This is a genomic window from Aeromonas sp. Y318-1 (assembly GCF_027706125.1).
Classification (GTDB): Bacteria; Pseudomonadota; Gammaproteobacteria; order Enterobacterales; family Aeromonadaceae; genus Aeromonas; species Aeromonas hydrophila.
In genome coordinates this window covers 266,470-291,357 of sequence record NZ_JAPDCM010000006.1, presented here as the reverse complement: position 1 = coordinate 291,357, position 24,888 = coordinate 266,470, and the positions used below count along the sequence as shown (strand labels likewise).

23 protein-coding genes, 1 tRNA gene and 1 other annotated feature (1 of these 25 only partly in view) are annotated in these 24,888 nt (G+C 51.1%); of the genes, 10 read left to right on the top strand and 14 right to left on the bottom strand.

All coding sequences use genetic code 11. The features are described 5' to 3' along the window. Positions 1–10: 10 nt before the first annotated feature. The 7 genes from OKB87_RS11605 (at position 11) to OKB87_RS11575 (ending at position 12,388) form a co-directional block, all read left to right on the top strand. On the top strand, positions 11–2,749 hold the full coding sequence (locus OKB87_RS11605; protein WP_270827507.1) for a TcfC E-set like domain-containing protein: 2,739 nt from the start codon (positions 11–13) through the stop codon (positions 2,747–2,749). A 3-nt stretch (positions 2,750–2,752) separates the two neighbouring features. Beyond that, complete coding sequence (locus OKB87_RS11600; protein WP_270827506.1) at positions 2,753–3,487, top strand: hypothetical protein; 735 nt, start codon at positions 2,753–2,755, stop codon at positions 3,485–3,487. A 9-nt stretch (positions 3,488–3,496) separates the two neighbouring features. Beyond that, a complete protein-coding gene (locus OKB87_RS11595; protein ID WP_270827505.1) occupies positions 3,497–4,585 on the top strand; it encodes a hypothetical protein in 1,089 nt (362 codons plus the stop codon). A gap of 39 nt (positions 4,586–4,624) precedes the next feature. Next, positions 4,625–7,426 (top strand): Ig-like domain-containing protein, encoded by a 2,802-nt coding sequence (locus OKB87_RS11590; RefSeq protein ID WP_270827504.1) that lies wholly within the window; start codon positions 4,625–4,627, stop codon positions 7,424–7,426. Between the two features lie 1,610 nt (positions 7,427–9,036). Continuing rightward, the gene (locus OKB87_RS11585; protein WP_270827503.1) at positions 9,037–9,408 is read left to right on the top strand and encodes a winged helix-turn-helix domain-containing protein; all 372 of its coding nucleotides are present in this window, start codon (positions 9,037–9,039) and stop codon (positions 9,406–9,408) included. Positions 9,409–9,447: 39 nt separating this feature from the next. Further along, positions 9,448–10,209 carry a hypothetical protein gene (locus OKB87_RS11580; RefSeq protein WP_270827502.1) on the top strand — a complete coding sequence of 254 codons (762 nt, stop codon included), beginning with the start codon at positions 9,448–9,450 and terminating at the stop codon, positions 10,207–10,209. Beyond that, on the top strand, positions 10,193–12,388 hold the full coding sequence (locus tag OKB87_RS11575) for a putative bifunctional diguanylate cyclase/phosphodiesterase (protein WP_270827501.1): 2,196 nt from the start codon (positions 10,193–10,195) through the stop codon (positions 12,386–12,388). Before OKB87_RS11580 ends, OKB87_RS11575 begins: the two co-directional genes overlap by 17 nt. 70 nt (positions 12,389–12,458) lie before the next feature. On the opposite strand, the gene OKB87_RS11570 is transcribed toward OKB87_RS11575, so the two are convergent. The 8 genes from OKB87_RS11570 to OKB87_RS11535 all read right to left on the bottom strand — a co-directional run bounded on the left by OKB87_RS11570 (position 12,459) and on the right by OKB87_RS11535 (position 17,199). Beyond that, positions 12,459–12,905, bottom strand: a complete 447-nt coding sequence (locus OKB87_RS11570) for a hypothetical protein (RefSeq protein ID WP_270827500.1) — start codon at positions 12,903–12,905, stop codon at positions 12,459–12,461. Further along, the gene (locus tag OKB87_RS11565; RefSeq protein ID WP_270827499.1) at positions 12,856–13,590 is read right to left on the bottom strand and encodes a winged helix-turn-helix domain-containing protein; all 735 of its coding nucleotides are present in this window, start codon (positions 13,588–13,590) and stop codon (positions 12,856–12,858) included. The genes OKB87_RS11570 and OKB87_RS11565 overlap by 50 nt, the downstream gene beginning before the upstream one ends. A 488-nt stretch (positions 13,591–14,078) precedes the next feature. Beyond that, positions 14,079–14,336 carry a hypothetical protein gene (locus OKB87_RS11560; RefSeq protein ID WP_270827498.1) on the bottom strand — a complete coding sequence of 86 codons (258 nt, stop codon included), beginning with the start codon at positions 14,334–14,336 and terminating at the stop codon, positions 14,079–14,081. Then, a complete protein-coding gene (locus tag OKB87_RS11555) occupies positions 14,329–14,739 on the bottom strand; it encodes a hypothetical protein (protein ID WP_270827496.1) in 411 nt (136 codons plus the stop codon). Before OKB87_RS11555 ends, OKB87_RS11560 begins: the two co-directional genes overlap by 8 nt. Positions 14,740–14,748: 9 nt before the next feature. Next, the gene (locus tag OKB87_RS11550; RefSeq protein ID WP_270827495.1) at positions 14,749–15,174 is read right to left on the bottom strand and encodes a DUF2787 domain-containing protein; all 426 of its coding nucleotides are present in this window, start codon (positions 15,172–15,174) and stop codon (positions 14,749–14,751) included. Between the two features lie 61 nt (positions 15,175–15,235). Next, a complete protein-coding gene (locus OKB87_RS11545) occupies positions 15,236–15,814 on the bottom strand; it encodes a lecithin retinol acyltransferase family protein (RefSeq protein WP_270827494.1) in 579 nt (192 codons plus the stop codon). Positions 15,815–15,900: 86 nt separating this feature from the next. Continuing rightward, positions 15,901–16,356, bottom strand: a complete 456-nt coding sequence (locus tag OKB87_RS11540) for an IrmA family protein (RefSeq protein WP_270827493.1) — start codon at positions 16,354–16,356, stop codon at positions 15,901–15,903. Positions 16,357–16,359: 3 nt separating this feature from the next. Continuing rightward, a complete protein-coding gene (locus tag OKB87_RS11535; protein ID WP_270827492.1) occupies positions 16,360–17,199 on the bottom strand; it encodes a hypothetical protein in 840 nt (279 codons plus the stop codon). Between the two features lie 160 nt (positions 17,200–17,359). Between OKB87_RS11535 and OKB87_RS11530 the strand changes: the two genes are divergently transcribed. Then, positions 17,360–17,710 (top strand): helix-turn-helix domain-containing protein, encoded by a 351-nt coding sequence (locus OKB87_RS11530; protein ID WP_270827491.1) that lies wholly within the window; start codon positions 17,360–17,362, stop codon positions 17,708–17,710. 11 nt (positions 17,711–17,721) lie between these two features. On the opposite strand, the gene OKB87_RS11525 is transcribed toward OKB87_RS11530, so the two are convergent. From OKB87_RS11525 to OKB87_RS11505, 5 genes are all read right to left on the bottom strand, one after another. Then, on the bottom strand, positions 17,722–18,702 hold the full coding sequence (locus tag OKB87_RS11525; RefSeq protein WP_270827490.1) for a recombination directionality factor: 981 nt from the start codon (positions 18,700–18,702) through the stop codon (positions 17,722–17,724). Beyond that, a complete protein-coding gene (locus tag OKB87_RS11520; protein ID WP_270827489.1) occupies positions 18,699–19,688 on the bottom strand; it encodes a YqaJ viral recombinase family nuclease in 990 nt (329 codons plus the stop codon). The genes OKB87_RS11525 and OKB87_RS11520 overlap by 4 nt, the downstream gene beginning before the upstream one ends. A gap of 94 nt (positions 19,689–19,782) precedes the next feature. After that, complete coding sequence (locus tag OKB87_RS11515) at positions 19,783–20,733, bottom strand: DUF932 domain-containing protein (RefSeq protein WP_270827488.1); 951 nt, start codon at positions 20,731–20,733, stop codon at positions 19,783–19,785. A 243-nt stretch (positions 20,734–20,976) separates the two neighbouring features. Further along, positions 20,977–21,053 (bottom strand) — tRNA-Arg (locus OKB87_RS11510). A gap of 50 nt (positions 21,054–21,103) precedes the next feature. Beyond that, on the bottom strand, positions 21,104–22,258 hold the full coding sequence (locus tag OKB87_RS11505) for a flagellar assembly protein FlgT (protein WP_016349806.1): 1,155 nt from the start codon (positions 22,256–22,258) through the stop codon (positions 21,104–21,106). A 194-nt stretch (positions 22,259–22,452) separates the two neighbouring features. On the opposite strand from OKB87_RS11505, the gene OKB87_RS11500 reads away from it, so the two are divergent. Beyond that, positions 22,453–23,073, top strand: a complete 621-nt coding sequence (locus OKB87_RS11500) for a FlgO family outer membrane protein (protein ID WP_016349807.1) — start codon at positions 22,453–22,455, stop codon at positions 23,071–23,073. A gap of 15 nt (positions 23,074–23,088) precedes the next feature. Beyond that, on the top strand, positions 23,089–23,520 hold the full coding sequence (locus tag OKB87_RS11495) for an LPP20 family lipoprotein (protein WP_011705018.1): 432 nt from the start codon (positions 23,089–23,091) through the stop codon (positions 23,518–23,520). Positions 23,521–23,620: 100 nt separating this feature from the next. Here OKB87_RS11495 and pheA read toward each other — a convergent pair whose 3' ends face one another. Beyond that, on the bottom strand, positions 23,621–24,793 hold the full coding sequence (gene pheA / locus OKB87_RS11490) for a prephenate dehydratase (protein ID WP_011705019.1): 1,173 nt from the start codon (positions 24,791–24,793) through the stop codon (positions 23,621–23,623). 38 nt (positions 24,794–24,831) lie between these two features. Beyond that, positions 24,832–24,888: a sequence feature (Phe leader region), on the bottom strand (it continues 78 nt past the right edge of the window).

The window sequence follows — 24,888 nt, the reverse complement described above, 5'->3', positions numbered from 1 at the left end:
TGGTGGTGGTATGAAAATAAGTCGCGTGTGCTTGGCGTTATGGACGCTTTGTGGTGTAGCGGTGGCATCGGACTATCCGGTTGAGTTTACCGATTTTTTTACACCTAAAAAGGCCTCGGTACTGGTCTCTTTGGCTGGGGATACTGTCGGACAGCGCGTTGCGGCAGAGGTGAGTTACGAGTCGTTTCGCTTGGTTGCTGGGGAGGCGCAAAATGAACACGCCTTGCGCCGCTATTTAGGTGATAACCAGTTAACGACCCGTGCTATCGATACCATTATCAGTGCGCTATCCGACGGTATTCCGGCAGACCCTGGTTGCAAGGTGGCGCTGGATGTCTGCAAGCCTATCGTGACGGCAGAGCAGGTCAGTTATGTATTTGATGTCGACCACGGCAACCTGACCATTTATGTCGGGTCGCAGTTATTGGTAAGGTCGGTCGGTGAGGTGCAATACCATTCGGCTGCACGTGCCAGCAATGCGTTGGTCAATCAGGCGCGTTTGTATAGCTATGCCGATGATGTGGGGGCGAGCGGCTTCAATGCAGCCAACTTGACCACCTTGGGGTTGCCTTATGGTTTTTTGCAGTTCAACACCCAGTACCAGAATACGGATAACCAGTTGGATGTGTATCGGGGGGTGTATGACCTGGAAGTACAGGGCATACGCGCCGTGGTGGGGTACGCTGAGCGTGACCGTGTGCAGTTTAACTCCACGGATTTTCTCAATGATGATGCCGATTACACGGCGTTTTCAGCGCAAGTGGGCACCAGCCGAAATTTGATTAAGGGGGGCGCAGCGGCTATCCAATCGGTAGACTTTTTTGCGCCTCAATCGGGGCAGTTGGAGGTCTATCAAGGGGACAGGCTGCTCTTGTCTCAGGTGGTATCCCAGGGGCGCCAGTCCATCCCTTACAGCGACCTGCCGAGCGGGGCATACGATATCAAGCTGGTGCTCAAGGCGGCGGGCTCGGTGGTGATTGAAGAGCAGCGCCAAATTGTGAATACGCAGCTGTTTAGTTTACCGGTGGGCGCATGGGATGGCGTTGTGACGGCTGGTCGGCTTGAGGATATTCCGACTCAAGATGCGTTGAGCTGGCTCTATGCACCGGAGCGGATGTCGACCGATTTTGCTCAGGCGCGGACCTCGTGGCGGGTCACGGATGGTGTGTTGTTTGCGGGGGCGCTGACCGCTAACCAGGACGACTGGTATGCCCAGCTTGGCACCAGTGTCATGTGGAGTGACTGGTTGCGTGGTACCTATCAGGTTGGGCAATTTAGCAGTGATGATATCTACCAGGCGGGCACGCTGAGTGTTGGCTCTCTCTTTTTGTCAGCCAGGCGTCTGGATAGCGATGCCAGCAATCGCTGGTACCGGCTCTCTTCTGCGCTCTATGGCGAGCGGTCATTTTTCAACTACAGCGCGACGTATTCGGCGCAAGTGGGCAATGGCAGCGGCTATGTGACGTATGCCCGCTACGAAAGTGAAGACCCATACACCCAAACCGAACTGCAGCTGAGCAAAGGAGACAACATATCCGCAGGCTGGATGGTGCCATTGTTGGGTGGGTCGCTTGGCCTTAATGCCACGTATAACCAGTCCGGTAGTAGTGACAACCTCAGTGCGGGTGTTTATTGGTCTTATGCCCTGGGTGACAAATGGTCATCTCAGTTGTCGCTCATGTCTGACAAATCGGGTCTATCGCGAGTGCAAACTGGCGTGACCCGCACAATGCAGCAGGGGCGCTGGTCGGGCGCCGCGACGGCGACCGCCGCGTGGGCGCGAGACCAGCAGGAGCGGGGTGAGGGGGCGTTCTCGGCGATGGCCAATGGCTCGGGAGACTGGTTCACTGCCAGCACCTATGGCTACGCCAGCAGTGCGGGCCAACAGATGGTGTCCGGCACCCTGACGGGGTCTCAATTTGTGTCTGCGGATGGCGCGGGCATGAGTGGCGAGCAGAGTCCGTCCTTTATTCATGTTGTCCCGGACATTCAATTGGCGCCTGGCGAAGATGAGATATCGCTGGGTGATATCCACTACAACGTTCGTCGCGGCCAGCGTGTCACCTATCAGGGTAACTTGGGGCAGAGTAATGCGGTGATTTCCCTGGCACCTTACACCGACACCGAATTTGCGATGGACGCAGAAGCGCGCAGCATCGATATCGAACAGCCAACACGCCGCGAGTTTGTTTATCCCGGCACGGTTTACACCATCGACACCCGTATTACCCCACTGGTGAGTCAGTTGTTTGTGCTCAGTGATATTCAGGGGCGTCCGGTCACTCAGGCGCGCTGCGTGGGTGACGCGTGTCAGAGTGTTGAGCGCCTGTCCGATGACGGCGTGTTTCGTGTCAATTACCGCCGGGGCGGTGACATGAAGCTGATGTCGATGAACCGTGTTTGCATCAATAGCCCAGAGTTGATGCGGGGGGAGGTGGTGCACACCTATTGCTTGCCTGGTCTTGATGAAAATGAGGGCCGCATTGCACTGTCTCGCAAAGGGGTGGTGAGTGAAGGTGAGTTTTTATATTTGGGTAAATATGCCGTCAGCCAAGATGCGCAGGATGTATTGACGAAATTAAAATCTGCTGGGCTTGCCACTCATTCGGTGGAATTAGGTAACCAGCTTTATATCTACGTGAAGTACAGCAAACAATATACGGTTGCGCAGCGCACCCTGCTGGAGGGGATGGATGCCTATATTGTGCTTAACGAAGCTGATATCAATAAACTGTTTTCTGCGAGGTGATGTATGAAAAAAGAGATGAATGGATGGCAATGGCCACTGCTGGCTGCCATGTTGGTGGCCTCGCAAGCAAAGGCAATCGGGATAAGCTCGATGTTGGAATATACCGATGAGCGTGGGCAGGCTACATTTACGGTCAGTAATGGGGAGCCCTATCGCGTATATATCAACACAGCGATATCTGAGCTGACGGTGGTAAAGGGCGAACTTAAAAAAATGCCCTACACCCGTGACAATATTGACCAGTGGGCGCTGGATGTGCGCCCGGCCAGAACGATTCTAGAGCCCGGATTTAAAAAAGGTATCGCGGTGCAATACCAACCCAAGGGTATGATGCGCAGTGACCGAGACCGGGTATTTCAATTGTCGTTCGTGCCGACCCCCTATTTTGCTGAAGGGGAAGAGAAGCAGCAGGTGAAGATTGCCTTTGGTTTTGCGCCGCTGTTAATTGTCCCCGCCAAAGAGACACAGCCGCTGGCTTATGACCTCCGCTATCAGGGTGATAGCGTGGTGGTGACCAATAAGGGCGATGGCTTTTTCTCATTGTCGCTGGACGGGTGCGCCAATGGTACGCCGGAGAAAGCACGTCAAGAGTGCTCAACCAGTGCCACGGTGTTGGCGGGACGCACCCTCTCAATCAAGTTGCCCAAGACGATGACAAAGGTTGCCACATTGCAAGCCAAATTGTTCTCTTATGGCAATAAATTCAAAGCCGAAACGACGCTGACCAAGCGCTCGTGAGGGGGTGGTATGAATAAAATTCGGGTCTGGCCTCAGTGGTTAGGATGGCAGAGTATCTTGCTGCTCATCCTGCTGCTATTAGGCTCGCGTGCAAATGCAATGACAGTTCAAGCGGAGATTAAAGGTGGGCAATTTCGCTGGGTGTCTGCGCAGTCTTCGTTTGGTGGCGGGGTGGCACCAAGCATTTGGGAAACGCCAACCGGATTGGTGCCAGCGGATCTTTTTATTCCGGGTGCGAGTGTGCTTGCATCGATGAGTATGAATGCTGTCGGGCCGTCAGGAAGCAGCGTGCCACTGACGTTGTCATTGATCGGCATGGAATATAATGCGCCAGAGTCATTAACGCACCGGGGCGATGATGGGGGGGGTAGTGCTGCCACATCTTTCTCTGCGGGCCTTATTCAAGTTTCCGGGATCGGGATTGGGGGTGAGCAGGTGCAGTTATCAAAAGAGGTCTCTCCTTTTACCCATGCTCGCCCGATATTTTCGCTGGGTGATGGTACTGCCATCATGCAGGCCTTTGAAAATGCCCATGCAACGCCTGGGACCTATTTAACGCAAGTGTCCATTCCTGTTGTGTATGACTACATACGGCAAGGTGTGCGCATTAGGCATAATTGGTCATTGCCGCTGTCTATCCAAATTGAGTATTCCCCTGCCGTATTGACGGATATCACGGTTACCAGTCCCACATTGGGGGTGATGACGCCGCGTTATACCACTCGGGGTGGGGTGAAAAGCGTGCAGGGTGAGGCGGTATTTAATGGAACCGCCACAGGAGTATTTACCAATGGCCTGCGGATGAAGTTGAAGGTGGGGGATACTTACCGGATGAAGGAGGTTGCCCCAGACCCGGCTGACCCAATGCCAAGGCTTATTCCTTACTCGGTCAACTGCACCGGATGCGACACCCCTGAGTTGGTGGTCAATGGTGTTTCCGCCGCGGGCATGACCACGACCGGGGTCAGTATCGCAGGCCGCAACGTCAACATCATTACGTTTTCAATTAACGTCAGCTTTGCAGATGTCGCGCTAAGTGATTTGCGCACAGGGAGTTATCGCGACCAATTCTCGCTGCTGTTTGAACCGGATGTATAAGCGCATCAGGCTCATTTTTATATTTTCTGGAGTAGTCAGATGAAATTCATGACAAGACATACACATCCCTATCAGGCGAGATGGGACGTGAAGGCCAAGAGGGCTGGGGCGCTACTGTTAGCCTTGGGGCTAGCCGGTTGTGGCGGTGGTGATGAGGGTGGAAATGGGAGTGGTGGCGATAATTCACCACTGCCGCCTAGCCCGGCCACGCAAGTGCAGGTGGTGGATGGCTTTACTGTGGCGAAACCTAATGAGCGAACCCAACTCGACTTGTCTGCTTTTGTACGCGGTCGTGGTGCCACACTGACCAGCTTGACCAGTGAGCAGCCGGAGTGTGGTGCAGGCAATGTCAGTGGATTGATGGCGGAAGTGGATATCAGTGATACCACACTATGTCAGTATCGCTTCAGTGCGCGCAGTGGCAGCTCTGAGGGTGTGGCGACCTTAAGCGTGCTGTCGACTCTGGCGGCTACCCCAGTGCTGGAACCGTTATCGGTTGCAATGACGGTATCAGAGGCGCCGAAGGCATTTAATGTGGTGAGTATGTATGGCACAAACTTGCCTTCTGGGTATGCCCTTAAGGCCGGTTCGGTGGTTGTTCAGGGCGGGACAGCTCAGGGAACGACCACTGACAGTGGCAATATCATTACCTATACCCCGCCCGTGACCCCGGATTGGAACCGTATTCAGTTTACTCTGACAGACCCAGCCAAGCCTGGTGAGGATATTCTGGGTACCTTGTATGTGACTGTGTCGGAGTCGGCTAATCAGGCGCCGACGATTAGCAACGGCAAATACAATTACAGCGCGCCAGCTAACACCAATCCCGCGATTGTGACCTTCCAAGGTGTGACGCTGGATTTGGCTAATCTTAAAAACTTGGCGATTGCTGACCCTGAAGGGAAAGGATGGCAGCTTATCGAGGTGCAGAGTTACTCGGCTTCTGTTGTGTCAGCGGCGCCCAATGATGTGACCAACAAGAAGTTCACGTTCCAGGCTGGCACCGTAGGCGAACACATCGTGAGTTATATTGTGGGTGACCACGAGGGTGGTTATCGGATGGGGCTGATGAGTGTCACGGTTGGCGCCAAGGAGCAGGCAAAGACTTGGGGTGACATTGACCTCGTCGCATCCAGTCTGCGAGTATACGGGCCACCACTATACAGCGAGCTCAAAGGCTCGGTAGGCGCGCAGCTCGGCGCATTTGTGGAGCCGGTATGGGATACCACTGGTACTGGCAATACCGGTAATACCCTTGGGGCAGCCGGTAATTTGGCAGCCACTGCATATTGCAGCGGCAAGCGCCTGCCAAAACTGGCTGATTTGGAGGCACTGCGCAATGATGCAGGGGTTGCAGCTGAGCGAGCAAAATATCCCCAGAGTCGTCCTTATCTGATATCGGATACGGCGGGTACGGCCTTTCAGACCTATAACCTGAGCACCGGCGCTACCGCTGCCTACACGCCAGGCGTGACACTTAATCCGTATGTTATCTGTGTCAGTGACCACGGTTTGAGCTATGTAGCGACGCCCAACACCCCCTTTACTGGCATGACCAACACAGTGGTATCGGATGGTTCGTGGTACCCGGTGGGAACGGTCACTTCTGGTGGCGGTACCACGTCAGCGAGCCCAACGTTGTTTGGCACGCCAACCAACGCAGGCACAGGCTCCTTGGGAGCACCGAATTTTAGATTGAACCCTGGTAGTTGTACTGGCGATACCTGCGTATTGGAAGCTAACGGTGCAGCTAACGAGTACGGCAGCGCAACGGCGCAAATTGCCAATGGGGTGTTTACTGGCAAGACCCTGACTGTACCGGTCACTTTCTTGCAAAATGCCAAAGTCACGGCAGCAAGCGTCACCACGAATAACCAGAAGGCAAATGGAACAGACGCCAACGTAGTGACGCTGACGCTCAAAGACAATGCTGGCAATCTTGTGCCGAATGGCACGCCTGTGAAGCTTAACTACAGTACGAGCACCAGTCCGCCCTTCACCCCCACCATCACACCAGCGAGCGGGTTAACGGTTAATGTGAATGCTAGCGGCCAGGTGGCACTTAATATTAAGTCCAACTCGGTCGGTTCAGTGACGGTGAACAACCCGTCTGTGGCGGGTGGACTGCCGCTGGCAAGTACTTCCACTACAACGACATTTGTGACACCCAATACAGCTCCAGTCGCCTCGAGTCTCACATGGGTTACTCCTATTACAGCCTCTGTGGACGAGCCGTTTATCTTAAAATGGACTTACTCCGATGCCGAAAGTGATGCTCAATCAGGCTCGACGGTAGAGTGGTTCCGCAATGGAGTGTCACTTGGTGCACCCACCGCAACACTCACTGCTAACAAGTTTGTTTATTATCCAGCTTCTGGGTTAGCGGGGGCGACACTAACGGCCAAAATCACCCCTAAGGCCAGCACGGGTACAGCAACTGGTACCACAGTAACATCACCCGCTATTACTGTTGCCGCCAAGGGGTCACTTACAGGTTTTGTAAGCAGTACTGCATCAACCACCGTGATGAACTGGGAGACAGCCGACAACTATTGCAAAAGTCTAAATGTCAATGGCTACACAGGATATCGGTTACCTACTCCTACGGAGTTGCAGCAGGTGTTTACACAAGTAACTGGGGTCAGCAGCGGTACATATTCGATGGATCTGTGCAATATTGCACGATGGCCGTTGAATTCCGCTTGTGGTACTACTTCGGGGGTTGAGGCTCACTGGTCGAACACAATTAACGGAATAAGTGCAACATATATTAGAACAACAAACGGAACCTCGTCGACCTACGATCACTCGGTAGCTTTATTCTCTGTATGCACTCGATGATTGTTGTTTAGCTGCTAGAAAATGATATTAGCCTTGGTTCATATCTTGGGTGGGTACTAGGCAAGACCTATACACTACTGCCCACCAGAATTACCTGTTGGAGTACCCTCTGTCACACGGGTAGCCTGTATGAATGAAGGCTACTCGTGTCAGTTCGTAAAACCGACAGGCCTCATCTTTGTAGTCGGGCTGGACTTATGACTCATTGGTGTCCTTGGTTTTTAATCATGACCCAACCCTGTAACCTCTCTGAGCTAAGTAAGCGTTCGGCCCAGCAGTTGTGAAAGGCCAAAATTGGTAGCAATGTCTCCAAGTCAAAAATAAGAGACCTGAGCCATGAACAAAAAACACAGACGATGATGTTTCGGTAACAGCAGCATGCCACATGGAAAGAAAGTTGGCTTAGCCAGAGTGACTTTTTGCAAGTCGCACTGTTTCTCCCTCAATACTTTTTGCTACTGGCGTTGTAAGGCCCTCAAGGTTGAACACACCATGAGCACCACAAGCTCACAGCGGTATCCACTGCGGGTTAAAGATCAATATCGCTCTCTGTATCGGGGAGCGATGTTTAACTTCGTTTCTGGAGTGACAGTTATGAGCGCAAACCAGCACGAGCAGGGTATTGCTCATTAATATTTTAAAAGGGGCAATCCTTTTTTCCTAACAATGTCGTTGTATTTCGACATAAAACTGCAACCCGAATAAATTTTTAGTTTTGGATGCTGGGTGTTTCCCGTGCGGGATGAAATTGCCCCAGTCTTATAGGCCGAATTTATTCTATAAATACCATCTTTATTATCTTCAAAATTACCCAGAAAAAGTTATTTCGAGGCCTGATTAGTGTCTTGAAATTGCTGCACATGAAATTCCAATTCGTTGAAAACAATCTAATGGAGTTTGGTTTTGTCTGCGTTGTTTGTATAAAGGCCACATTCCATTCTCACAATTTGGATGAGTTACTGTGGCTGACATTAGGTGTTTACTTGCGCCACCTTTATGCCAAGTAGAAGAAAATGTATTACTTTTAACGCTAAAAATTCTTTTTAAATATTACTATTCAATCGAGGTATATTCTTTAATGTATTGGAACAGCTAATAGCTGTTTAATGTAAATATCGAGACTGGGGGGGCAACCTCTCGCTCTGTGTCAGGAACTCAACTACTCATCAGATGTCGGTTTCTTTGGCAAGAACCCCAATGATTGGCATCTAATCAGCAAATCATGACTATACTGTTCGCCATCGTCTGGTTTGATGACCATCAATTATTGTCGAGTGTGCGAATGGATGTCCAATGGGTCTGCGATATCCACCAAGTAATAGTCACATTCATTTATCTGGAACACAACTCAAGATGACTGAACATGATGTGCTAATACGCACTTCGTAAGCCCATGTAGGGTCGTCTTCTGATGTTAATTAGTCCACTTAAACCTTGATGTTGAATCTTCTCTTTTGAACCTGTGATAAAAGTCTGAATTTTGGCTTAACATGTTGTTTTTAAAAGTAAAAATATTTTACGAATTTATTATTTTACTATCACAACATTAATGAAAAAAAATAAGATTATAGATGTGAATGTAGTCGTCCTAAAATCTTTGGAGTTATTGTATGTATACAAAAATGGTAAATAAAAATAAGTCTGTATTAATAGACCTACAGACCGGTATAGTTGAGTATAAAATTTCCAGTGGAAATACAATGCAATCACGTCTTGGTAAAAAAGACCGTGATGTGCTTATTTATTTGATCAACAATGTAGACAGATTGGTTTCCAAGGATGAGATATTAGAGAGTGTCTGGTCAAATCGAATTGTGTGTGATAACACGGTTTCCGTATCCCTTTCTAATATAAGAAAATTTCTAAAGAAAGCAGATGAAGATTGTTCATGCCTTACCAATATATCAGGAGCTGGATATATTTTTAGCCCTAGCAAATCTGGATTTAAATTAGAAAGGAAGGTTGATGATTTAGTCGTGTAGACCATAAAGCTGCAGAGATTTAATTTTAATGGAGGTTTTATGAGCACCGATGATGAAAGTTTCAATGAATTTGATGATATTGAGTGGTGGAATGTCTATACAAAGCTTTATGTGCAAGATATTTACTGTCATGACCCTATGAAGCGTATGGCAAGTATGTATTTTAGGCCACAGTTTATTGATGCTGCAAGGTTCTATAAATCATGTAGTGATAGTCTTTTAGAGTCTATTACTTATCTTCAGTTATCTCTACTTGATGATTGCTGTCGTGCTTATCATCATACAGGCAGACGTCCAAGCCAGCTTTTTTATAAGATTGAGCAACGAGTTATTCCTGGTGTTACTAGAGGTGTATTAGATGCAATGAGGGTGCTAAAGGAGCATAGAATTGATCTAGTAGTCGATATCAATGTCCCTTCGTTTGAGATGTTAAGCAGCCTTCATCAAAGAGCACTGTATGAAATTGTTGATAATGGTTACAGTATTTGCATTGGCGGATATGACTGGAGGAATAATTCACCACAGCATATTCACATTATGAGTGAGCTTTTGAGTTTTATTAGAGTTGGGCCTCCGCCATCAAATTTGGCCGAAGTTAATCACTTCATAGATACGTGTTTTTATATTAAAGAACGGTTGGGGTCTAATATTATTATTGATCGGATACAAAGTAAAACGGATCTTGATTTTGCATGTAGGACTCCATATTTCGCTTTAATGGGTGATTATATTTCCCCCCCTTGTTTGGCAAAGGGGTTAGATAATGTGTTTAGCAAGGTGTGCTATGATAAAGGCAAATAAAATAGTGATATTAATAGCGCTTTGTTCATTGGCATTGTGCAACGTAATATATCAAAATATATTCCATATACTCTCTAACGATGGTCACCATCATTCAGAGTATAGTATTATTTGGGCTCCTAATGCCTATATGGTTTTTTTTCTTTGGGCATTTTATTTTTATGTGCCAAAAATTATTTCACTTTTTGCATTATTCATGACTGTTATTGGCTTTAATTTAGTTTATTTTAGTAGTCAGAATTATCCCATTGGCATGGGAACATACTTTTTTTCGCTACTCATGTATGCTGTAAATAATTTTATTTTCATTGTTGGTTTTTTCTTTTTAATCAAGTTGTGGAGTAAGAAGTTTGCGGTTAAAAAATATAATGAAGTAGTCTCATATATATTAATTCATATTGGTGGTGCGGCGTGTACACTGGTTGCAAGCTTTTCAGTTATCATCTTCCCTAATTCATCAGGCGAATTAATTTATCAGTTTTTTGCTGCTAACATGATGGCATTTACTTTCTTTACATCTTATTTGTTTTTAACAGATAAATTCCTTCCAGACAATATAAACATTAAAATGATGAATTTTAGTTTACTTGTCTCGTTATCATCATGTGTTTTTTTTGTAGTAAATGTTTTTTTTCATGATTTATCAAAGGAGACGTTTGCACTAATACTAATGGCATCTTTCATCTGTCTTTTTATTAAAAGCCATACATATGTTAAAATATTAATAGTATCTTTTGTTTCTGCTCTTTTCGCTGCGGTCAATGTGGCATTGGATCTTTCTTTCTATGATTTCATTCTTTTTTATGGGATATGTATTAGTACAAGCATTATTCTTATTATGCGACGTAAAGAGATAGATTTTTTAGATACACTTCAGAAATCTGTTAATGAATTGGAGAAAAGCAGATTGATTGACCCATTAACTGGTATTCTTAATCGTGAGGGATTTCTTAGGCACCTGAAAAAATTTACGGATGATAGGATAGCTTTTTTAGTTGCATATGCCGATCTTGATAAATTTAAAGAAATTAATGATATGATGGGACACAGTTGTGGTGATCTTGTACTGCAGATTGTGGCAACAAGAATAAAGTCCGTATTAGGCGAAGACTCTCATGTTGCTAGACTTGGTGGTGATGAGTTCGCTTTTATTGTTTTAGGTGAAAAAAATAGTACTTTAAATGTATGTCAGTCTATCCTTGATAAGGTAAAAAGACCTATGATGATTGGTGGTGCAGAGTTTTCAATTGGTGCATCAATCGGAGTATGTTTTTCTTCAGCTCAAGAGACAAAGATTGATGCCTTATTAGATAAGGCAGATATAGCAATGTTTGTTGCAAAGCGTTCACATGCTCGAACTCCTGTTTGTTTTGAGCACCACATGGACCATCGAAAGAGTCCTGAAATATTAAATATGCAACGGGCATTTAATATAACTCAAATAATCAATGATTGTTACGCTGTATATCAACCCATTCACAGCGTTAAAGATAATAGTATATTTTCTTTCGAAGCTCTACTTCGGCATCCAACTTTGAGCACGGTTGATATAATTAATTGGGCAGAAGAGTATGGATATATGAATGAGCTTTTTGAAATGATGGTTATAAAGGCGGTCAAAATAATATCTGAAACAGGATGTCCTGTTACAGTTAATTTATCTCCTTCGCAACTGATATTTAATGGAGAAATGATAGAGAATTTCCTCTGTAATATAATTATTGAGTACAAAGTACCTAAGTTTCACTTAAATATAGAAATTACAGAGTCGATACCAATCTTGGATCAAGATTTATTTTTGGCTATCATCATTAGGATTAAGGCTCTAGGGATCAAGGTATATCTAGATGATTTTGGAACTGGATATGCGTTTTTTTCAACGTTAAGTATAGGTGCTTTTGATGCAATTAAAATTGATAGAAATTTAGTAAATAAAGTCAACACGGTTCAATCTGTGCAGCGGCTTATATCATCAATAATCAGCTATGCATCAACGTCCAATATGTATGTTGTGGCGGAAGGGGTTGAATCAGAAATTGAGTTAGATATTTTAAAAGGTATCGGTGTTTCTTATGTGCAAGGATATATATTCTCAAAGCCACTAAATGAAAATACCGTTGCAGATTATATCAAGCAAAAAAAGTGGTCTCAATTTCCATTAGCTAATGATAAGAGATAGGTGAAAATTGTACTTTAATTAAAGTAAGGCGCCGATTAAAATCGGTGTCTTACTAAAATTAAGCATTTTTTCACCAAAACGCTAATTTACCTGATATGTTAGTTATATATATTTGATAAGATGGATTACCAACCAATACTAAGTCATTTTCCTTTGTATGTATTAGTTTAGCTGACCAAATGGTTGCATCACTAAATCTAAGGTTTAGCCCATGATTAAAATCATATATTGGTTTTTCCAGTTCTAGTGAGTGAGTGACAAAAAAAATGATGCTACTATCTTTCTTTGCTAAAAAGCCTTTGAAGACCTTCTTTTCACCATTTATTTTATTCCACGCTATTGATTCAACAATTCCCATTTTACATGAGGTTAAGTATACAACATTGTCATTTACTGTTTCAGACTTATAGTTACAACCAAGGCCATTAATAAATGGGAGTAGCGCGTAAAAACTTAATGTGATTACGCTAATTATTTTTGTATATTTTAAAATCATGTGAGTTTGTCTCATATCCATATAAGAATTCGCCTTCTTTATCAGATATAATGTGTTGGAGTTTTTTTAAATCTCTGTCATTTAAATAAAATATGCCACATGCGTTAGCTATTGGTGAAACTTTGTAACAATATAAATCTTCTGTATGGATATAAATTGATAATGAAAGAAATATAATTATAACGTAATAGCTAAAGATGATAGCTTTCCTCATACTAAAAAGAAAATGGTACCTCTTGAACATGGCTGGTGCTGATTGTCTAGAAATATTATTGCTATTAAGAGTTAAAGCTGATTCTTCTATATCTAGAGGGTTATTTATTCTATTGTTTACATCGTTTGTTTTTTCATTCTCAGTGACTTCACTTGTGCTGATATCGTTAATGTCATTGCGATTTATAATGCTATCATCAATTATTGTAAATCTATTGGCATCACCATGTAATATGTATCCTTTTCTATGAACTGTTTCAATGTTAAAGTCTGTGCCAGATAGTGCTTTTCTAATATTTTTTATTGCTACGGACAGTGAGTTTGGTGAGACAAATCTATCTGGCCATCCAGATGTAAGTAATTCTTCTTTACTAGCAAAGTTACTTATTTTTTTCAGTAATAGAAAAAATACGAGGCTTTCGCTTTTGCTGAGCCTTGCGATTTTCTTTGAATGCCACTCAACACAGCCAGAAATCTTATTGAATTTGAGCATGCTTACCTACGTTGTATCGCTCTGTATATTATTAATATTGCTCATTTAATAGTCTTTTACAATTCAAGGAATCTCAACGTAATGAAATTTTTAGTTGCTGAAGAGTGAAGTTTAGTGGGTTGTCTCAATTGATTCCCTTTTCGGTGGTGTTCTCTTCCGGTGAACCCTAGGACTGCTGAGTCTACCGCGAAACAGCTACTCATAAGCCAGGATCTGATGCTGATTATCCAAGAACAGCATGGCCAATACTTCGTGCTCCCTGCTCTGCAATAGGGTTTACAGCGCCTGTGGCTTGTCGGTGATAGCAGTGCCTTTGGCCAGTTTCTGACGGGCAATCTGGTTGGCGATCTCCTTGGCGATCAGTTTGTGATGCAGCATGATGGTGCTACATACACTATCGCCCCACCGCGTTGGGCGCGGCAGGGTAGGCGAGGTTGTGGGTTAATGGCTGCTAAATGGGGTATGACAGCAGGGTTGGCTGGCGGTGCTCAGACTGCCAGTGTGTGCGTGGTGTAGTCGTGCAGTGGAATGTGGTAACTGGTCGCTAGCAGGGTTCCTAGCTGGGTTAGCCAGCGGTGATCCGGGTGGTCGCACAGCCATTGCGCCAGTGCATTGCCCTGTTCGTTTTCATAGCGCAGATAGAGGGCATAACCGTCCACCGGCTGGCCTCGGTCATGCACTGCTTCAATCTGGCCATTGTGCTCAAGGTAAGCCTCCAGCTCGATGTCGAGCACGGCGTTAATCATCTTCGGTCTCCTGGTCGGGGATGGGGTCACTCTCCACGGCATAGCCGCGATGGATGCAGATGCGCTGCAGGTCGGTCAAAAAGCTTGCCAGTACGCTAGGCTGCTCGGTGAGCGGCACCGGCCCTGCTTGGCAATGCCAGAAGCAATTGCGCTTGGGGTCGATGCAGATCTCATCTCTCGGCTGATTCATGTTGTGCCAGTCCTCGGCATTGGTGAGGGAGAGCAGTTGCCACTGCGGCCCGGACCAACGGACTTGCAGGGTGACGGTACGAGCTTGTTGGCTACCAGGTGTCAGGTGCAGCAGCCAGCGCTGACCACTGCGGGTGGGGGTTATCTTGGCGTTGGCGGCAACTTGTCCCAGCCACTGACGGGAGTAGTGGGAGAGCGCTAATTCATGGGGCATCGTGTCCTCCTAATCTCCTGCGACCGTGACGCTGAAGCATTCCAACCGGCAGTAGGCAATGAAGTTGCTTTGCCAGATATCGAACAACTCCCGCGCTTCGGCCAGTCGCAACGGTCCCCAGTCCAACATGGTGTGTTCCCCATCGAGGAAGTTGAAATCGAGCTCTTTGCAGAGCTCGGCATCCTGCCCCAGCCCTTGATAACTGAAGTCGGTGACGTAATCGAATAGCCAGCCATCGAGTCCACGGATCAGTCGGATCTCGACCGGGTGCACGCCGCCTTGCTCGGAGCTATAGACGGGGTTGCGAAAGTTGAAGGTTAGTTGGGTTAAGCGTTCAAGATTGAGCTCGTTTTTGGCGATTTCTTGGTTGAGCAGAGCCAGCAACGCGTGGGCAACAGGCAGGGCAAAGCCGTCCCGGAAAAAGGGAATGGTCATGGTGTTTCCTCATTGAGTTTAAGCAGGAGCGGCCTCCTGCTTTTTGCTTTGAAGTGATCGGTCAGTCGTTTAACCAATCCCACAGTTTGCTGACGCCATAGGCTGCGATGGCGCCTACGGCAAGTGGAGCTAACAGCGGGGCTGAAGCAATCCCGGTAACCGACACCACGGTGGCGGCGGCGCCGGTACTGCTAGCGGTTGTGGCCAGCGTGCTGGCAGCAAGTCCTGCAGTTGCACTAGTAGCCGCCTTGCCCAGCGTATGGCGAGCCATTTCGGCAGCCACGACGGTTGCAACTGCGGTCTGCAGTAACTTGGGGGCACGTGCAAGCCCTTCGATGCACCAGGTGACAAATTGCTCGCTATTGGCAAAGGGCTGGCCTTGTGCACCTTCGCTGAGCCGTGCGTAGGCCCGTGTCAGGGTCTCCTCTCGACTGAACAGACGTTGGGCATGGGGCTTGACCTCAATGACGCTATGTTGGCTGAATTCAGCCAGGGAGGTCAGCGCCAATTGACCCGAAGGTTCGCCAGCAGGGGTTGGTAGGCAGTGAATAACCTGATCATGGCCAACAAAGATGCCGTGATGGTCTCCTTCAGGCTGTGGTGCAACCAGGTGATCGCCAATAATGAAATGTCGTGTCATGGGGTGATGATCCTATTAAGGGGTTGGAAATGAAAAAGGGCGTCACCGTGATGGTGACGCCCTTTGGCTTTGTTTTTCTGAGCGGGCTACTTGTCGCTCACGGTGATCTTCAATGGTTGATGAAACTCGGGAGTGAAGGTGGATACCGGTAGCCGAGTGACTTGGTTGTGAGCGAGCACCTCTGTTGCCTGAATAATGGCGATGGACTTGGCCTGCTCTACCTGTCCGCAGTCGACCTCCGTAAATCCACCGCCATAGCGTGTGGCTGAGCTCCCGCCGAAGGGTTCCACTTCCAGCGTTGATTCGGCCAGGGCCTTGCCCTTCTTGTCATTAAACTGCAGCGAGATGTACAAGTGACCAAACTCACCGGCACCGCCGCTATCTAAGGAGAAGTGGTATGCACAGACGCCTTGGTTGGCGTATACGGTGTCGGTGTGCTGGATAGCGAGATAACGCTGATCTTCTGCATGGCTGGCATTTGCCCACAGCAATCCACAAGTTATCAGGGCAGCTATCGAGCATTTAGTTCTAACGATGTTCATGGTTCAGCCGTTGTAATAGTCGCAAGTGGAGTTCAACTTCATGGGTTTCGCTGTCCATATGGCTTCTTGGCCAGGCTTGCCGTAGACGTTGTAGACGCTCAGGGTTGATGCGGAAAGAATGGCGTTAACGAGTTGGGCCCACTCTGTTTGGTTTCTGACTGTCCCAGAGAGGCGTTTACCATCGAGTTCGATTTCATCAACGGTCGCTGAGGCGTTATAAGCTCTGGTATATCGGAGGTTGGAGTGCAGGTGACTCCACCCCGGCATTTGATAGGCGCATTTGATCTCCAGCACATACCGGGAATAGTCCTTGCCTTGAGTCAATATGTAGCGAAGGCCATATTTATCTTCTTGTACAATCCACTGTGCCGGAGGGCCTTTCGGCGTGTCCAGTTTTCGGGGTTTTTGGGCATTCTCTTCCGCCTTGCTCCAGGATGCCCCCTTACCCGCTTTGCGTATTTCTCCCCACATCCAGGCATCTAGCGGATAGCGCTTGATGAGTCGGTCACCGACCATGATATCGACGTTGTTCAGCCGATTGTAGGTATTGACCTCGATACTGGCGGAGGAGCTGCAGGTGCCGGTATCGAGCTTTTTAAAGCTGCGGCTAGAGTGTTCGGCAACCAGCAGGTCGCCGATGGCACAGTCCGTTTGGGAGCGGTTGTTCACGAGGGCAAGGTAGTGGCTGTTTTTGTAGATCAGCTCACAGGTACGTTTGTTATTGCACGCTTGAGCCAAGGTGGTGCCATTACTGTCTTGATAGGACCAGATATCATTGGTGTCGCTGGCCATGGCGCTCGGTGTGGCGAGTGCCAGGCTGAGCAATGGAACGAGCTGTTTCATGAGAACTCCTATTGGTAGTAAATCGTTGAAAAGGGAGTAGCCCTTACAGGTCTGGTAGGCAAAAAACGCCCAATAACAACCTATTAGGTTGATGTTCACCTTTTGAGGTTCTTCATGTCAACAGGTCTACCCACAACCATAAGGGTTGATTGGAGGACTTATGACAGATATCAACTTTGAGCAGTTAGCCAAGAACGTGGGTAAGGCTATTGGGCGTCAGCGTAACCAGGCAGGTTTTACCCAAGAGCAGGTGGCTGAATACCTCAATATCGGGATGGAGGCGATCTCGCGGATGGAGCGGGGGATAGTGGTGCCGACCGTGGTGCGGCTGGCGGAGCTCGCTCAACTGTTTGGTTGTGAGCTGGCGGACTTTCTGCGCGAGACCAGTAACCGCCCGACCGAGCAGGGCATTGTGCTGAGCCAGCAACTGGCTCGGCTCGATGATGCTGACCGAGCTCTGTTGTTGGAAACGGTAGAACGGTTGGTGGAGCGGTTGGCGCGTCCCCGCTGAACATCCACCATTCACTGGGGAGGGGATGGGTTCTCTTTCCCCAATTTGTTGGTGAGTGGACCCCTTCTTGGTTGTGGTTTCTGTGGCGTTCTGGTTGCTTGGCTTTGTGGTGGGTTAAGCGAGGCAGTCGCCACTGACCCTGTGTTTCCATTCGCCGTCTCGTCGCTGTTGGCTTCGGGATAAAACTCCTCCAACAGCATCGGCACCTCTTCATCGATATCCTCAAACTGGCCGTTACGCAGCAACTCGCGAGCAGCCTGCTCCATCTGCTCGATGGCCAAGCCTGCTTCTTGGTCACGCTGGGCGGCCTCTTGTGCCAGCCTGACTGCCTCAGTCAGGTTGGTCTCTTCCCGCAAGGTCAAATCCACGTAGTAGACCGGTGTGCGGTAGGACTGTGTAGTGCTCTTGGCTCGTAGCCGCAAGATGAGCGGCAAATAGCGGGTATGGCCGCCGCTCACAGCCTCCAGGTACTTGAGCCGTGCCGCCAGGGTGCGTACCGAGTTGTAGCCGGTGGTGCGGAAGATAAAGCTGCCCAGCTCATCCCCTTGCCCCTCCACAAACAGGTTCAGTCGCCCGTACAGCTTGCAACCCTGTTGGCCTGCAAAGGCGCAGCGCTCTGGCCCAGAGCAGCTGACCTCCTCCATGCCTTGTGCCCCCATTCGTCTAGCCACCTCCCCATTACCGACACAGAGCGGCCTGCCGGTTTGCCGGTCAAACGCGCTGTATTCCGCTCGCAGATTCAAGTCGCTATCGTTGAATAGCACTCGCACCGGAATGGCGCGGATCTTGGTCTGCTCCTGCCCTTGACCACTTTTTTGCGATGAATAGTGTTGATGCAGGGGATGGAGCAACCATCCCCCCCTTTGTTGTACCTGGGTGGTGAGAGTGAAGCTGTCGTCCTTTTCCGGCACCCACTTATCCTGTTTTTGCACCAGCTTGCCGATGCAGATCCGCCCGATCACGGGCGGGGTAATCGCCAGTCCTTTGATCATGGTGTTTGCCTCAAGGGTTGAATGGTGAAACGGCGCACGCCGGGCACCGGTTTGACGTAACGGGTAAGCAGGTCGGGATGATCCTGACCGAGCTTCTCCAGATCCGGTGCCAGCCGGTCTTTGCTGCGCTTCCAGGTGATCTTGCCGTCGGCAAACAACCCGGCAGTGGCTTCGCCCAAAGTGGCTTGCAGCCGCTGCTTGAGTTGCGACTCCTGCAACTCGACCGCTTCTTTCTGCTGACGCAATTGCAGCAGCTCGCCAAACAGCTGGTTGAACTCGGGGGAATCGGAGAGATCCACCGTCTGGCCATCGTCACGCGGAAACAGCCAGCTCAGGGCATTGGCGGCATCACCGGAGCCGTCAGGCTCGGGCTGCTGGTCTTGTTGCACCATCTGCCAGAACTGCGCTTCCCGCTCGGTGAGATCCTGGATCTTCTCTTGGTCACGCTCGATGCGGTAAATCCGAAAGTCTTGGCCGCCGATCAGCACTGCCACTTCGGCCCAGGCATGGCCGGTGACAGCTAGCTGATGGAGTACCTGACACTGGTAGGCCACCGGCACCCCTACCTCCCACTGGGGGGCGCTGTGATAGCTGGCGGTCTTGATCTCCAAAATGCCCGGCCCATCGGGATGGCCGACCACCTCCCTGTCGAGGTTGGCGAGCATGAAGGGTTGCTCGGGGTGTTGCAGCACCGCATTGACCCGGCGCACCTTATAGCCGGTGCGTTTGGCATAGACCTGCGCCAAGACTGGTTCCAGCTCAATGCCCCACAGCACCGCTTCCTTTTTGGAGATATCCTCTGGCTCCTTGCGACCGGTCTTCTCCAGCCACAGGCTGAGCGGACATTTGTAGGGGGATAGTCCCACTGCCACGGCGGCATCGGAGGAGCCAATGCCGAGCTTGCGGATAGCGAGCCATTGCTCGCGGGTTAACTGGGTTGTGGAGGCCAGCCGCAGGGCTTGGCCGTATTTGGCTTTTGCTTTCATGACGATTCCTTGTTGACGGCATAAATGGCTACGCCCGGATTGGCTTGCGCCAGTCCGGGTGAGGTCGTTATGCGGTTTAGATAGGGAAGAGGAATTACTGCAGCAGGGTAAGAGCTTGGCTCAAGGCTTGGGATTTGAGTTGGGCGCCCTGACCAAACCAGGCGGAATCGAGCCGGTGATCCTGGCTGCGAGCGCGGCGGTGATGGTCCACATATTCCGTTACCGCATTGACCAATCCCCAGGCAGTATTGCGGGAGCTGGCAAGCTCTGAGCCCATACCAGCGCCCTGATAGAGCTCATGCAGCCGTTGTACCGGTCGTGTGAGGATGATGTTCTCCTCATCCATCGGTTGCGCCAACAGGTCGCTGAAAAAGCGCAGCGCCTCTTCGGGGGCCACGGACCGTTGTGCCAGCGCCTTGGTCTGGACTTTGAACTCATCCCAATTGGAGAGCCCCAGCCCAAGCGACTCTTTGACGGCTGCCGCGTCGAACTGAGTGGAGTGGGGTACCTTGATGGCGCCGGTAGCGCCACGTAGTGCCATCTGCAGGGTGTTGTTGCAGACCACCCGCAGAGACGTAAATTGCGCCGTAGTGCAGAGCGTGCCGTCACAGCTGGTCGCCAGCAGCAGATAAGACTTCACCAAATCACTGCCTTTGAGTTTTAGATCCTGACCTGTTTTAGCCAGAGCCCACAGCTTGCGGCCGCCTTTAAGCGAGCCAGCAGTCTCCAGCTCAAAGCCACCGGCTTCCACCAGGTCTTGGTAGAAATGCAGCACCTCGTGAGGCTGTACCACGTTGTAGCGGCTTGAGACCACCGATAGGGGGGCAAGGGTATCGGAGCGATAAAGTACCTTGCTGTCGCTGTAGGGGCGGATATGCAGTGCATCAGAGGCGACGTTAAACATCACGTCGCTCTGCTCGATGGTCCAATCCATCCTGGCTGCCTGCAGCCAGATATCGAGAGATTGTTGCGGGGGCAAGACATTGCCAAGGCCATGCCAAGGGGTTTGGCCAGTGTAGGCCATGGTGTCGATCAGGTGAGCCATGGGAGATCTCCAATGAAAAAGGGACTGCACAGAGCAGTCCCTTGGGTAGGTTCATGGAGATAACATATATCTGTAAATTATTGTAATGATAATCATTTGGTATCTAAGGGCGCGTGAATAAGCACCTCTTATCGGTCACTTTTAGTGAGATAATGAACTTCGTTGGAGGGGTACGGAGAGGGGTACGGGGCCAAAAACGACTAAGGGGTTAGCATCATGAAGATGCTAACCCCTTGTTTTATATGGTGCTCCCGACTGGAGTCGAACCAGTGGCCTGTCCCTTAGGAGGGGACCGCTCTATCCTACTGAGCTACGGGAGCATTGTGGCGGGCATTATACAAGAAGCCGCTCCCTTTTAAACCCTTGATTCTTATTCCAATACTGCCAGATCCCCGATCTGGATGTTAAACGGTGAATATTTGTTCTGGCTGCTGATGATGGCGCCATCCTCGAACACCTGCACCACTTCGAACAGGCCGTCGGCGGGGTTGCGCATCATGCGCGACTTGCCGTAGGGGTCGATGAAATCGGCATCGTGCTGGATGCGGAACTGATCCCCGAGCCGGACGCCGTTGCGGCGGCCCAGATTGATGTGGGGGCCGCGCTCGTTCTGGCCGACCACCCGGGCGGTGACCGGGGCGCAGCTGAGCTGTGCCACCAGATCCTGCACCGCTTCCTGCAACTGGTAGTTGACCTCCTGGCCGTAGCTCGACTGCCAGAACTGGCCGCTGCTGCTGCCCACCTGATCCCGCTTGGCGAAGGTCCAGTTGGCCCGACCCTGGTACTCCTTGCGGCCGAGCAGGCTGCCGTTGATGCCGTCGAACAGATAGAGCTGCATGCGAAAGTTGCGGATGGGGTCTTCATACCAGCTGGTCAGCTGGTTGCCCTGCGGCTCGAGGGAGAGATCGTCGATGCTGCCGAGCACCAGATACTGGCTGTCGGTGCGCAGGCTGAGCGCCTTGATTTCCTCGAGGGCGCTGCGATCCCCCTGTTGCAGGTGGAGCGGGTCGATGCGCAGGTTCTCGTCCAGCCACTGGCGCACGGCCACCCCTTGTGGCGCATTGGCCAGGGCCTCGAACATGCGGCGTGACAGGTTGGCGGGCATGTCGTCGAGGGCGCCGTAGCTCGCCTGCTCGGGGTAGCGCAGCCGCAGCCGCACCAGCGTCAAATCCTTGGCGTAGTGCTGGGTCTGGCAGATCTGGCGTTCGGCCTGGATGTCGGCCTGTACCGTTATATACATGCGGCCGTTGCGCACCTCTTCTCGCTTGAGTCGATACTGGCGAATGTCACCGCCGGAACGGATCTGGATCTGCTCGGAGCGCAGGCTGCCGTTTTCCAGGCGCTGGATGCTGGAGACGGCGGCGCCGCTGGCCAGCAGAGCCTGTCGCAGGGCATCGCGGGTCGCCTGCTCACGGGCGTAGACCTCGTCTCCGCCCAGGATGGCGGCACTGCCCTGCGCCTCGATGATCTCGGCCCGGGCCGACAGACTGGCCAGTAGCAGGGTTAACAGCAGCGGTAATTTCATGACAAGCACCTTGAATATGCGGGTCGGCGCGATTCACCCCTGTCGAAGCGAGGTCGCCGGCCGATACAGATCACAGAACCGTGCCGGTTGCACAGCACTCGCGAATATTTAGCAAGATCCATGCCTCATTCCCGGCTCAAGCTTTGGCCGGTCGAACCGATAACAAATCAGGTGCAGATACAGGAAAGGTATCCATGAACAAACTCATCACGGCGTTGGCGCTCGCCCTGGCATTGGCCGGCTGCGGCTCCGACCCCATCAACCGGGAGCAGGGTGATCCTCGTCAGGCGGCGCAGGGGATGGAACTCAACTGGTTGGTGGCGCGCATGACAGATCAGCTGATGGAGCGCAAGTCGCTCTCCACCCTGACCGAACCCATCGCGGTCTCCTCTTTCGTCGATCTCGATACCCTGCAGGACACCAACTGGATGGGGCAGCAGATCGAGGAGAGCTTTATTTACGAGCTGAACCGGCGCGGGGAAGTGGTGGTGGATTTCAAGCTGACCGGCAGCATCAAGGTCACCCCGCAGGGGGACTTCGTGATGAGCCGCAACTATCGGGACCTCTCCCCCCGGTTGCCCATCTCCCGCATCCTGACCGGTACCTTCAGCCGCAACAAGCAGGGGATCCTGGTCAATGCCCGCATCATCGACCTGCGTACCAAGATGGTGGAGACCACGGCCCAGAGCCTGATCCCGCAAAAATACCTGTTCGGTGCCAACAATTCGTTTGGCCGGGCCTCGATCAACCGCGGTTACCTGATGCGTGACAGCCAGGCGCGTCCCGGCGGCCATCTGGTCAATCTGACGCCCTGACAAGGAGTAGATGCAATGAAAATCCTGTTCGGATGCCTGCTGGCCCTGTTGCTGACGGCGTGCAGCGGCGGCAATCGGGTGGTCAACTATGGCGGCGGCAACAACAAGCCGGATGACTTCCCGGTGCTCAAGGCGGTCGGCTACGCGGTGATCGACATCCAGCCCGGTCCGTCCCAGTCCGAGAAGATGCTGCAGGCCATCCGCGCCTCCAAGATGGATGCCTATCGGGAGCTGGCGGAACAGCTCAACGGCCAGCAGGTGCGCGGCCAGAGCAGCTACAAGGACTTGACCCAGACCTCCAACTCGCTGGACGTGTCGGTGGCCGGCATGGTGCGCGGCGCCAGGGTGGTGGCCTCCTATCCCCGCGGCAACACCTATGCCACCGAGATGGAGCTCGATACCCGCGCCCTCTACAACATCAACCAGTTGATGGCGGGCCAGTTCTGACGGCATATCTCAGGCGAATGGACGACAAAAAGGCGACCCCGGAGGGTCGCCTTTTTCATTGGTGGTGTCGGCCGCCCAGCCTGGCTGATTGCAGCGTTGGCTAGTTGCCCAGCAGCACCGGCGGTACGGCGGTCGGTTTGACGTCTTCGCTCGGGTAGCAACCCAGCACCTTGATGTAGCGGGTGATCTTGGTCAGCTCCATCAGCGCGGCCTGCATGGCCGGGGTCTGCAGGTTGGCGGAGACATCCAGGTAGAACATCTCCTCCCACGGGTTGCCCTGCACCGGACGGGACTCGAGCTTGGTCATGTTGATCTCGTTGCTGCGCAGCACCAGCAGTGCCTCCACCAGGGAGCCCGGTTTCTGGGAGGTGGACATGATGAGGGTGGTCTTGGCCGGGATCTGCGGTGCCACGTCGATGGGCTTGCGCGCCACCACGATGAAGCGGCTGTAGTTCTCCTTCTGGTTGGCCAGCTGCTCGGCCAGCACATCCAGCCCGTACAGCTCGCCGCCAGCCGCGCTGCCGATGGCCGCCGCCTCCGGGCTCGCCAGCTCTTTGACCTTCATCATGGCGCTGGAGGAGGAGTCGCAGATCTCGTGGCGCGCCCCTTCCAGCTTGCTGAGGTAATGGGAGCACTGCTGGAATACCTGCGGGTGGGCATAGAAGGTCTTGATGCGGCCCAGCTCGGTCGGCACGGCGGTGAGGATGCAGTGCTCGATGGGGTAGGTCAGCTCACCGACGATGGAGAGGCTGGTGTGCTGCATCACGTCGTACACCTCGTTGATGGAGCCCGAGCTGGTGTTCTCGATGGGCAGCACGCCGAAGGCGGCACGGCCCGATTCCACCGCATCCAACACCTCGCGGAAATTCTGGCAGTTCACCTCGATCACCTGATCCTTGTAGCGGGCCAGGTACTTGCGGGCGGCGAGGCTCGAATAAGAGCCGCGCGGTCCCAGGTAGGCGACGCTGGTCATCGGCTCCTGCTGCTCAGGGTTGAGCAGGCTCTGCAGATAGGCCTGCTGGGAGAGCACGGAATCTTCGATGATGGTGTGGTAGATGCGGGTGATGTACTGGGCGTCCAGCCCCAGCACACGCCCTTTCTGGATCAGGGCGACCAGCAGATCCTGCTCGCGCTGGGGATCGCGGATCGGGCGCGGGTTGGCCTGCTTGGCGCGGGCGACCTCGATGCTGAGGGTCTTGCGTTTGGCCAGCAGGGCGAGCAGCTCCTGATCCAACTGGGTGATGTCTTGTCTGATCTCGTCGAGCGTTGCCATGATGGTTCCCTATCCAAGTAATCGATTGTGGTGGCTGCAAAAAAAAACCTCCGCTAGGGGAGGCTCGATTCGTCTTTGCTTTCTGTTTACGCGAG

Excerpts from the sequence above, each read along its gene's own strand:
- pheA (WP_011705019.1), bottom strand. The coding sequence starts at position 24,793 with ATGGCAACGCTCGACGAGATCAGACAAGACATCACCCAGTTGGATCAG.
- OKB87_RS11530 (WP_270827491.1), top strand. The coding sequence starts at position 17,360 with ATGACAGATATCAACTTTGAGCAGTTAGCCAAGAACGTGGGTAAGGCT.
- OKB87_RS11520 (WP_270827489.1), bottom strand. The coding sequence starts at position 19,688 with ATGAAAGCAAAAGCCAAATACGGCCAAGCCCTGCGGCTGGCCTCCACA.
- OKB87_RS11595 (WP_270827505.1), top strand. The coding sequence starts at position 3,497 with ATGAATAAAATTCGGGTCTGGCCTCAGTGGTTAGGATGGCAGAGTATC.
- OKB87_RS11525 (WP_270827490.1), bottom strand. The coding sequence starts at position 18,702 with ATGATCAAAGGACTGGCGATTACCCCGCCCGTGATCGGGCGGATCTGC.
- OKB87_RS11570 (WP_270827500.1), bottom strand. The coding sequence starts at position 12,905 with ATGGATATGAGACAAACTCACATGATTTTAAAATATACAAAAATAATT.
- OKB87_RS11515 (WP_270827488.1), bottom strand. The coding sequence starts at position 20,733 with ATGGCTCACCTGATCGACACCATGGCCTACACTGGCCAAACCCCTTGG.
- OKB87_RS11495 (WP_011705018.1), top strand. The coding sequence starts at position 23,089 with ATGAAAATCCTGTTCGGATGCCTGCTGGCCCTGTTGCTGACGGCGTGC.
- OKB87_RS11555 (WP_270827496.1), bottom strand. The coding sequence starts at position 14,739 with ATGCCCCATGAATTAGCGCTCTCCCACTACTCCCGTCAGTGGCTGGGA.
- OKB87_RS11545 (WP_270827494.1), bottom strand. The coding sequence starts at position 15,814 with ATGACACGACATTTCATTATTGGCGATCACCTGGTTGCACCACAGCCT.
- OKB87_RS11500 (WP_016349807.1), top strand. The coding sequence starts at position 22,453 with ATGAACAAACTCATCACGGCGTTGGCGCTCGCCCTGGCATTGGCCGGC.
- OKB87_RS11575 (WP_270827501.1), top strand. The coding sequence starts at position 10,193 with ATGATAAAGGCAAATAAAATAGTGATATTAATAGCGCTTTGTTCATTG.
- OKB87_RS11600 (WP_270827506.1), top strand. The coding sequence starts at position 2,753 with ATGAAAAAAGAGATGAATGGATGGCAATGGCCACTGCTGGCTGCCATG.
- OKB87_RS11560 (WP_270827498.1), bottom strand. The coding sequence starts at position 14,336 with ATGATTAACGCCGTGCTCGACATCGAGCTGGAGGCTTACCTTGAGCAC.
- OKB87_RS11535 (WP_270827492.1), bottom strand. The coding sequence starts at position 17,199 with ATGAAACAGCTCGTTCCATTGCTCAGCCTGGCACTCGCCACACCGAGC.
- OKB87_RS11540 (WP_270827493.1), bottom strand. The coding sequence starts at position 16,356 with ATGAACATCGTTAGAACTAAATGCTCGATAGCTGCCCTGATAACTTGT.
- OKB87_RS11585 (WP_270827503.1), top strand. The coding sequence starts at position 9,037 with ATGTATACAAAAATGGTAAATAAAAATAAGTCTGTATTAATAGACCTA.
- OKB87_RS11590 (WP_270827504.1), top strand. The coding sequence starts at position 4,625 with ATGAAATTCATGACAAGACATACACATCCCTATCAGGCGAGATGGGAC.
- OKB87_RS11550 (WP_270827495.1), bottom strand. The coding sequence starts at position 15,174 with ATGACCATTCCCTTTTTCCGGGACGGCTTTGCCCTGCCTGTTGCCCAC.
- OKB87_RS11565 (WP_270827499.1), bottom strand. The coding sequence starts at position 13,590 with ATGCTCAAATTCAATAAGATTTCTGGCTGTGTTGAGTGGCATTCAAAG.
- OKB87_RS11580 (WP_270827502.1), top strand. The coding sequence starts at position 9,448 with ATGAGCACCGATGATGAAAGTTTCAATGAATTTGATGATATTGAGTGG.
- OKB87_RS11605 (WP_270827507.1), top strand. The coding sequence starts at position 11 with ATGAAAATAAGTCGCGTGTGCTTGGCGTTATGGACGCTTTGTGGTGTA.
- OKB87_RS11505 (WP_016349806.1), bottom strand. The coding sequence starts at position 22,258 with ATGAAATTACCGCTGCTGTTAACCCTGCTACTGGCCAGTCTGTCGGCC.